The sequence below is a fragment of the Mesorhizobium sp. M7A.F.Ca.US.002.01.1.1 genome, from assembly GCF_004022955.1.
Classification (GTDB): Bacteria; Pseudomonadota; Alphaproteobacteria; order Rhizobiales; family Rhizobiaceae; genus Mesorhizobium; species Mesorhizobium ciceri.
This window is the reverse complement of the sequence record NZ_RZQE01000252.1, coordinates 1-8,441: the sequence shown is the minus strand read 5'-3', so window position 1 is coordinate 8,441 and position 8,441 is coordinate 1. Positions and strand designations below refer to the sequence as shown.

Genomic DNA, 8,441 nt, shown 5'->3' with positions numbered 1-8,441 from the left:
ATCTGCTGGTGCTCAACAATGGCCGCGTCCTGGCCGCCGGCGATCCGGCAGGCGTGATTGCCGATCCGCACGTCATCGAAGCCTATCTCGGCACGAGGAGGTCGGCGGCGTGAATCCCATTCTCAGCGTCGAAGGCGTCACCGCCGGCTATGGCCGCGTCACCGTGCTGCACGATATCTCGCTGGAGGCCGGCCGTTTCGGCAATGTCGGCCTGTTCGGCCCCAACGGCCATGGCAAGACGACGCTGCTGCGTGCGATCTCCGGGCTTCTGCAGCCGAAGAGCGGCCGCATCCTGTTCGACGGGCAAGACATTGTCGGCCACAGCGCACGCGCCATCGTCGGCGCCGGCCTGATCCATGTGCCGCAAGGCAATCGGCTGTTTCCCGATCTCTCGATCGCCGACTGCATGGCGCTCGGCGCCTATTCGCCGCGGGCCCGGCCGCATGAGGCGGAAAACCGCGAAAAGGTGGTCAAGCTGTTCCCGAAACTGGCGGAACGCTGGCGCCAGCGCGTGCGCACGCTGTCGGGCGGCGAGCGCCAGATGGTGTCGATCGGCACGGCGCTGATGAGCCATCCGCGCCTGCTGATCCTCGACGAGCCGACGCTGGGGCTGGCGCCCAAGATCAAGGACGAGCTCTGCGCCTCCGTCATGGACATTTCGCGCGGCGGCGTACCGCTCATCGTCGTCGAGCAGGACATCGAATTCCTGCTGGAACTGACGCAGCAACTCTACCTCGTCAACCATGGCGCCGTTGCGACCGAGATCAAGCCGGGCGAAAGCCTCGACCACGGCGAGATCATGTCGATGTATTTTGGCCATTAGGAAAATCCGAAGATGAGCGCATTGGCGGAAATCCTGTTCGGCGGCCTGTTCCAGGGCTCGCTCTACGCCATGATGGCGGTCGGGCTGGCTCTGGTCTGGACGACGATCGGCGTGTTCAATTTCAGCCATGGCGTGTTCATGATGCTGGGCGCCTACATCGCCTGGCAGCTGGTCGAACTCGGCCTGCCGGCGGCGGTCGCCTTTCCCATCGCCGTCGTCGTCATGGCCGGCGTCGGCTGGATCCTGCAGGCGAGTGTCGTGCGGCCGCTGATCGGCCGACCCAACATCGTGCTGGTCGTCGTCATCACCACGCTGGCAGCCGGGTCGCTGATCGAGAACGGCGCGCTGACCATCTGGGGACCGCGCTCGAAGCAGATCCCGGCGCTGATCACCGGCAACACCACCATCGGCGGCGTCGGCGTCTCCCTGCACCAGATCGCCATCATCGTCATCACGCCGCTGATCCTGGCCGCACTTTGGATGTTCCTCAACCGCACGCGGCTCGGGCTGGCGCTGCGCGCCGTGGCGCAGAATGAAGATGCCAGCCATCTGGTCGGGCTGAACGTCACCGCGCTCTATGGGCTGGCCTTCGCCATTGCCGCGTCGCTTGCAGGCCTCGCCGGCATCTTCATGGGCGGCTATCGTTTCATGTCGCCGGTGATGGGCAGCGACCCGCTGCTCAAGGCGCTGATCGTCGTCGTATTCGGCGGAATATCGAGCATCTCGGGACCGATCTTCGCCGCCTATCTGATCGGCTTCTTCGAGGCCGCCTGCAGCTATTATTTCGGCCTGTACTGGACGCCGGCGCTGCTGTTCGGCGTGCTGATCCTGACCCTGATGGTGCGCCCCGAGGGCATCTTTGCCAGCCGCTCCCGAGGCCTAGCATGACCGACACGACATCGCCGATCACCCTTAGCCACACAGAGGCGGCAACCCCGATCGCTCCCGGCCGCACGCCGTGGAAGCAGGAGGCCATCGGCTTCGTGCTCGGCTTCGCCTTTCTGACACTGCTGCCGCTGATCTTCGGCGACACCTATGCCCGCCACATCCTGATCATGGCCTTCATCTATGCGATCGTCGCCTCGAACTGGGACCTCAGCCTCGGCTATGGCGGCGTCTTCAATTTCGGCCATCTGGCGCTGTTCGGCATCGGCGTCTATGCCTACAGCCTGCTCACCAAGCTGGCCGAATTCGACCCGTGGATCGCGCTGTTTGCCAGCGGTGTCATCGCCACCCTGGCGGCGATCCTGGTGACCATCCCGATCCTGCGGCTGAAGGGCATCTACATCATCCTGGTCACTTTCGGCTTCGCGCAGCTGGTGATGCAGGTAATCATCAGCCAGTCCGCCATCACCGGCGGCACGCAAGGGTTGGTGCGCATTCCCGGGCTATACGTGTTCGACCACAACATGGTCCGTGACGGCAAATCAGCCTATTTCTACATCGCGCTGGCGCTGCTGGTGGCGAGCACCCTATTCCTGCGCGTGTTCGTGCGCTCACGCACCGGGGCCAGCATCGTCGCCTTGCGCGACAATGAGGAATACGCCATCAGCCGCGGCGTCTCGATCGTGCGCCAGCGCATGCTGACGCTTGCCGCGAGCGCCTTCTTCACCGGCATCGCCGGCGCCTTCTACGCCGCCTACCAGCGCAATGCCTCGATCGACGTCTTCGGCATGAGCCTTGCGACCATCATCCTGTCGATGGTGCTGCTTGGCGGCACCAGCACTATTTACGGCGCCATCATCGCCTCTTTCGTGCTGACGATCTTCGCCGAATGGATGGCCGATTTCGGCGCGTGGCGGCCGATGATCACGGCGGTGCTGATCATCGGCGTGATGCTGGCCTACCCGAGCGGCCTGGTCGGCATGATCAAGGCTTCATGGGGCGCCGTCGCCGGACGCCTGAAGCGCCCGGCCTGACCGTTTCGGACTGGCGGCTCCGCCTCAGCGGATGCCGCACCAGTCGATGACCGAAGCGGCGATCACCTTGGCGGTCTCGACCACCGATTCGACTTCGACATACTCGTCGGAACCGTGAAATCCGTCGCCTGACGGGCCGAAGATGACACCGTCGACGCCGGCGCCGGCATAGTGCGCGGCATCGCACACGGCGACGAAGCCACGCGCCTGCGGCGCCTTGCCGACCATGGCCTTGCGCTTCATCAGCGATCTCACCAGCGGATGGTCGACCGGCGTGTTCATCGGCGGAAAATGCAGCCCGCCGAGCTCCCATTGGATCGCAGGCGGGTTGTCGCGCAGCCACGCATCGGTCTGCGCGAAATGGTGGACGAACGCCTCGAAATCGCGGCGGTAGTCGGCCGAATTCTCGTCGGGCAGGAATTTCATGTCGAGATCGAGCACCGCGACATCGGGAATGATGGCCGGGTTGGTCATCACGGTCGGCAGGCCGTGCTCGCCAAGGCCGGTGCCGCCATGCATGACGCCGATGTTGATGGTGTTCATGCCGAGCGGCAGCAGCGGATGCGATTTTGCTCGCGTCCGGTCCAGCTCATACTGGCGCACGGCGGCAATGAAGCGGGCGGCGATCTCGATCGCATTGACGCCCGGCTCCAGCCGGTCCTTGTCGTGGCGCTGCGGATAGATCTCGTTGTAGCGCAGCGCCGAATGGGCGTTGCGGCCACGGATCGTCACCCGCGCCCATTCCAGCCCGCCTTCGACCGGCAGGACATCGCCCCAGGTCGGTTCGGCGACCAGCACCGCCTTGGCGAGCTTGCCCTTCTTCACCGCGTCCATGGCGCCGAAGCCGCCGGCTTCCTCATCGACGACCGAGTGGATGGCGAGCCGGCCCTGCAGCGTGATGCCCGCCTTGCGGATCGCGCGCGCGGCGGCGATGCAAGCGGCGACGCCGCCCTTCATGTCGACGGCACCGCGGCCATAGAGCCGGCCATTGGTGATTTCGCCGCCGAACGGATCGACCGACCAGTCCTTCATCGCGCCGACCGGCACGACGTCGATATGGCCGCACAGGATCAGGCTGCGGCTCTCGTCTCCCGCCCATTCGCCGACCAGATTGGGCCGCCCGGGCAAGGCATCCCATTGCTCTGTCCTGAACCCGTCCTGCTTGAGGATCGGTTCGAGCAGCGCCTGGACATCCGCCTCGCGGTTGATCGCCGGATTGGGCTCGAATTTGGGGTTGACCGAAGGGATGCGGACCATGTCGCGGGTCAGGCCGATCAACCAGTCGCGATCGGTCTCGATCTCAGCCTGCACGGCGTCGATGAAGGTCTGGTTGTCGGGCATTGTCGCTTCCTTTTCTGCGTCGCGGCGCTTTGCATCGCTGCACTGCGCGCAACGACACTACTTCCTTGTGGTTTTGGATTTGGCGGCGTCGTCGGCCGATGACGATAGGACGGTATCGAGCGTGACCGCATTGGCGCTGCGGATCTTCTCGATGTCCTCGATGCGCTTGCGCACCCCGGCGCCATGGCCCTCCAGCGCGTGGGCAAAGACGGTTTCCATCTGGGCAACGGCCGTCGCCAGCGTGTCGAACGGCGAGTTGGCGTCGATCGCCGCGACCATGGTCAGGTCCGCTATGTCAGATATCGGCGACAGCCAGACGTCGGTGAACAGCAGGATGGAGACGCCGCGCTCCTTGGCCTGCTGGGCAAAGCTCACCACGTCCGACTGGTAGCGCCGGTAATCGAACACGACGAGGAGGTCGCGCTTGCCAAGGTCGATCAACAGGTCGAAATCGGCGGGACTCAACGAACCGATGTCGCGCACGCCGGAGCGGAACTGCAGGAGATAGCCGGCCAGCATGGAGGCGATATGCCGGCTGAACCGGCCGCCCAGCAGCACGACCTGGCCCTTGCTCTCGAGCAGCATGTTGACAGCGCGCGTGTAGGCCTGCACCGGCACAGCCGTGCGCGTACGCTCCAGGCTGTCGGAAACCGAATGGAAATAGGCAAGTGCGGTGCCTTCGCTGGAGCCGCCCGGACGCTTGGCTTCCATCATCAAAAGCGGCGAATGCAGCCTGGATTCGACTTCGGTGAGCAGGCGTGCCTGGAAATCGGCAAAGCCGACATAGCCAAGCTTGGTCATCAGCCGCGTCACGCTCGGGTCGCTGACGCCGGCGCGCCGTGCCAGCCGGGTTGCGGTGCCCAGCCCCGACATTGGGTAATCGGCGAGCAGGACCTGGACGATCTTCTCTTCCGCGGAGGTGAACGCCACGGTCGTGTTGGCCAGTTCTTCGCGGATCGACATGGTCATCGCCTATCGCTGACGGAAGATGATTATCTTACAATTTTGTGAAATGGTGTCAAATCTGGAAAAAGTTTTACAGGATTGAATCTAGCCGCGTAGATCGCCCGCATCCGCCAGAATCCAATCCTTGCTCACTGCCATATGCACTTTCGATCTCGCTTGAGTATCTTGGCGGCGAGCCTGGTTCTCACGGACCCCGTTCCGGGGCCGGTTGTTACGGACGTGAAGTGAGGGTCATAACCTCAATCCAAAACCCCATCAAAGCGTCATTGGTGAACTGGTGCCCGCCGAACACGGATCGTGACAAAGCTGAACTGGCATTCGAACTTTTTCGCCAGTTGATGCATCTTAAGCCCATGGGCTACGAAACTCATATCGTGCCGAGTGATGCCGAACTGGCCCTTGCCGCTCGGGGCGGCGATTGTGGTTGCCTCGGCCTGCTGCTGGAACGTCATCGCGCACGGCTCTATGCGATAGCGCTGAACATGCTCGGCTATGGGTCGGACGCCGAAGATGCTGTGCATGAGACTTTCCTGATCGCGCTGAGGCGCATCGGCGAACTCAAGGATCCGCAAGCCGTCGGTGGCTGGCTTCGCACTGTGTTGCACCGCTGTTGCCTGCAACAATTGCGTCGAAGACGACGCGAGATCTTGACCGCCGACATTCCAGACCGCCCAGACGAACGCGCAAGCATTGAGGAGCGGCTGGAGAAAGTCGCGCTTCGCGAATGGGTTTGGGACGCCCTACGCAAGCTTCCCGAGCCGCTGCAGGCTACCGCCATGTTGCGCTATTTCGGAAGCTATCAGTCTTACGAGGAACTGGCCGCCATTCTGGGTGTCCCGATTGGGACGGTTCGCAGTCGTTTGTCGCAAGCCAAACGCAAGCTTGCCGAGATGCTGCTGGAAACGGCGGGCCTTGCCGACACAGAGGCTCGCTCGCAGTCTCGCGAGCGCCAGCGATTCTACTCCGAAATTTTCAATGGGCTCAACCAGCATGGCGAGCGTGACCGCTTCCTTGGGCACTTTGCAGAGGACCTGCATCTTGTCCGCGGGACGAGCAAACCAGTGCTGGGTCGCTCATTCCTTGCCTGGGAAGTCGACGCCGACACGGAAGCCGGCGTCCGCCTGGAACCGCAGCGCATTCTCAGCGCCAGCCAGGTCACTGTGATCGAGGGACTATTCGTCAATCCGCCGGAAGACCCTTTCCACTGCCCGCCGGGTGTCGTCCTGGTGATCTTTCAGCGAGACGGCAAGGCCCGACGCTTGCATCTTCATCTTTCGCCGCGTCCGCCTAGAATCGAGGACGACTGATCGAACTTTTTCTCCCGTCCGTGACTCCTTACAGCACGCGGGCATCATCTGGCCCGGACGCAAATGGTTCCAAAGAGGAGAGAGATCATGTTCGCCTTCGCAGTTTCCCATGTTGCTTCCATTGCACACCACGGCGAGCTCGGGCCCAGCCGCTCGCGCCGCCTCCTTCACACGGCGTTCGCATCGACTGTCGTCTGCGCCACATTGTTGTCATCAGGCTTAGGCTGGGCCGGTCAAGCTGAGGTCGACGCCACCTATAAGGACGTCGAGCGGACGCTCGGCTCGGTGCCGACCTTTCTCCATCAGGTTTCAAAAGCAGCGCTGCCGGGCGCCTGGGCAGAGGTGAAGGCTCTGCAGTTCTCCAGCGAAACCGCCCTGCCGCCGAAGGTCAAGGCTCTGATCTCGCTCGCCGTCTCCGCACAAATTCCCTGCCAGTATTGCATCTGGGAAGACACCGAGAGCGCAAAACAGGCGGGCGCAACGGAGGACGAGATCGAAGAGGCCGTCGCTATCGCCGCTCTGTCACGGCACTGGAGCACAATCTTCAACGGCATGCAGGTCGACTTTGAGACCTTCAAGAAGGATCTCGGCGGCGACGCTCAGGCTGCCGCGCCTGCCAAGTAGCGCGAGCCTTGTCGGCACATTGTCGGAATTGGGGCCAGGCCGCGGCAACCGTCGTCGGCATCCGCGGACCGGAATAGGGAGTGGAATTCTCATTTTATAGGGAGGTAAAGATGCCAGTAGTCTTCGGAGAAACCGTCAGCACAGTCAAAGATATCGTGTCCGTGCTAAAGAAACACGGTGACGCGGTGCGTGGCACCTATCGTGCCCGCTACCGCTTCGACCCGCAATCAGGCGATCCTTACACAACACCGCTACTGGAGCGACCGGCGAGCCTCAAGGACAATTCGCCGACCGCCGTCTTTCCCTGGGAGCAGATCTTTGCCGCGGCGGCTGTGTGCGCCGGCTCGGATTATCCGATGCTGGCAGCGCATGCGGGGGTCGATCTTCGTTCGGTCGATTTCATCGCGGAAGGCGTGTTCGACCCGCGTGGCGAGTTCGACGGACTTGATGGGCTCACGGCGCCCGTGGACGCCCGGCATTGCTACGTGTCCCTGCACCTCAGCGCGACCGTGTGTTCTTCGGCGCCCCGCGCCGATCTGGAGAAAATTCATGAGCGCGCGATCTCGCACAACATGGTGCTTGGCGCCCTTAGAGGAATTCCCATGACCAGCGAGTTGGTGATTCACCAGGCGTGATCCGTGTCGCAGAACTCGCCCGCTGGGCGGCCTGTGGCTTAGTCCCGCCGGTTGCGGCCGGCGGGGCCAAATATGCCTCGTGCACGTTTGCGCCGCCACCACGATCCTGGCAAGTTCGCGGGGCGATCTGCTCGAAAGGCAACGGATGGCGGCCGACAGCAACGAGCCGACTGCCCGCTGCAGTAGCGCGCTGCTCGCCAAGTGTCATAGCGCGGAAGGGTTCGGCATTGCGAATCCCGTGACCGCCCCGGCCATCGATATGGCGCAACACATTTCGACACTGGATCGAACGGTGCTTTCGCCCTCTATTTGAAACTGGCGATGGGCAGGAATTTCACCGCGGAGCCGGTGAAGCGGCGGTGATCGGACGTCCGTCCCCGCGGTTGGAATCCATCGAGATAGACATGCTCCGGCGCCGTGCGGATGAAATTGGCGGCAATCATGGGCGTCCCTGTTGATGCGGCCCCACCGGCAACAGCGCGATCTGCCTCGGAATCGGGGCGCCGCTGGACACGGTCGGCCTTGGGGTTCGCCCTGACGCGATCTTCTGGCTTTGACGCAGGCGCCGCGATCCGCTCGCCGGCCAGCCCGTCGTCGGGGTGATGCATGGCCAGCAAGACACCGATGGCATCGCCAGATTTGGCTGCTTCCAACTGGCGCGTCGGGCTTGACTGGCTTTCCGGCCGCCATGTCGGCAATGGGACGTTGAGCGCCATCATCTCCGGCGCGACGCTCGTGGCAGCGGCATCGGCATTCGCAGCGTCCGGCTTGGCAACGGCCAGCTCGGCCTGCGCCGTGGACGCGCCGGCGATTGCCAACGGTGCGG

8 protein-coding genes and 2 pseudogenes are annotated in these 8,441 nt (G+C 63.3%); 7 read left to right on the top strand and 3 right to left on the bottom strand.

The genetic code is table 11. From position 1 onward, the window contains the following. The 4 genes and pseudogenes from EN932_RS22120 to EN932_RS22105 form a co-directional block, all read left to right on the top strand. Positions 1-113, top strand: a pseudogene (locus tag EN932_RS22120) (ABC transporter ATP-binding protein); the annotation flags it as partial. Further along, positions 110-823 (top strand): ABC transporter ATP-binding protein, encoded by a 714-nt coding sequence (locus EN932_RS22115; RefSeq protein WP_013530211.1) that lies wholly within the window; start codon positions 110-112, stop codon positions 821-823. The pseudogene EN932_RS22120 and the gene EN932_RS22115, both read left to right, overlap by 4 nt. Before the next feature lie 12 nt (positions 824-835). Then, complete coding sequence (locus tag EN932_RS22110; RefSeq protein ID WP_063170049.1) at positions 836-1,711, top strand: branched-chain amino acid ABC transporter permease; 876 nt, start codon at positions 836-838, stop codon at positions 1,709-1,711. Further along, positions 1,708-2,742, top strand: a complete 1,035-nt coding sequence (locus tag EN932_RS22105) for a branched-chain amino acid ABC transporter permease (protein WP_127370283.1) — start codon at positions 1,708-1,710, stop codon at positions 2,740-2,742. Before EN932_RS22110 ends, EN932_RS22105 begins: the two co-directional genes overlap by 4 nt. 24 nt (positions 2,743-2,766) lie before the next feature. On the opposite strand, the gene EN932_RS22100 is transcribed toward EN932_RS22105, so the two are convergent. Both EN932_RS22100 and EN932_RS22095 read right to left on the bottom strand, forming a co-directional pair. After that, positions 2,767-4,083, bottom strand: coding sequence for an ArgE/DapE family deacylase (locus EN932_RS22100; protein WP_127370736.1), 1,317 nt, complete (start codon positions 4,081-4,083; stop codon positions 2,767-2,769). Positions 4,084-4,140: 57 nt separating this feature from the next. Continuing rightward, positions 4,141-5,046, bottom strand: coding sequence for a MurR/RpiR family transcriptional regulator (locus tag EN932_RS22095; RefSeq protein WP_127366532.1), 906 nt, complete (start codon positions 5,044-5,046; stop codon positions 4,141-4,143). 227 nt (positions 5,047-5,273) lie between these two features. Between EN932_RS22095 and EN932_RS22090 the strand changes: the two genes are divergently transcribed. From EN932_RS22090 to EN932_RS22080, 3 genes are all read left to right on the top strand, one after another. Then, positions 5,274-6,356 (top strand): sigma-70 family RNA polymerase sigma factor, encoded by a 1,083-nt coding sequence (locus EN932_RS22090; RefSeq protein ID WP_164753405.1) that lies wholly within the window; start codon positions 5,274-5,276, stop codon positions 6,354-6,356. Positions 6,357-6,443: 87 nt separating this feature from the next. Then, positions 6,444-6,980: a carboxymuconolactone decarboxylase family protein gene (locus EN932_RS22085; protein ID WP_024504783.1), complete on the top strand. Its 537-nt coding sequence runs from the start codon at positions 6,444-6,446 to the stop codon at positions 6,978-6,980. A 110-nt stretch (positions 6,981-7,090) separates the two neighbouring features. Then, positions 7,091-7,615 (top strand): OsmC family protein, encoded by a 525-nt coding sequence (locus EN932_RS22080; RefSeq protein WP_013530204.1) that lies wholly within the window; start codon positions 7,091-7,093, stop codon positions 7,613-7,615. A gap of 305 nt (positions 7,616-7,920) precedes the next feature. On the opposite strand, the pseudogene EN932_RS22075 reads toward EN932_RS22080, so the two are convergent. After that, positions 7,921-8,441: pseudogene (locus tag EN932_RS22075) on the bottom strand (peptidase M15); the annotation flags it as partial.

What these genes read in the sequence shown, in the direction of transcription:
- EN932_RS22110 (WP_063170049.1), top strand. Translation starts at nt 836, where the DNA reads ATGAGCGCATTGGCGGAAATCCTGTTCGGCGGCCTGTTCCAGGGCTCG.
- EN932_RS22105 (WP_127370283.1), top strand. Translation starts at nt 1,708, where the DNA reads ATGACCGACACGACATCGCCGATCACCCTTAGCCACACAGAGGCGGCA.
- EN932_RS22100 (WP_127370736.1), bottom strand. Translation starts at nt 4,083, where the DNA reads ATGCCCGACAACCAGACCTTCATCGACGCCGTGCAGGCTGAGATCGAG.
- EN932_RS22095 (WP_127366532.1), bottom strand. Translation starts at nt 5,046, where the DNA reads ATGTCGATCCGCGAAGAACTGGCCAACACGACCGTGGCGTTCACCTCC.
- EN932_RS22085 (WP_024504783.1), top strand. Translation starts at nt 6,444, where the DNA reads ATGTTCGCCTTCGCAGTTTCCCATGTTGCTTCCATTGCACACCACGGC.
- EN932_RS22080 (WP_013530204.1), top strand. Translation starts at nt 7,091, where the DNA reads ATGCCAGTAGTCTTCGGAGAAACCGTCAGCACAGTCAAAGATATCGTG.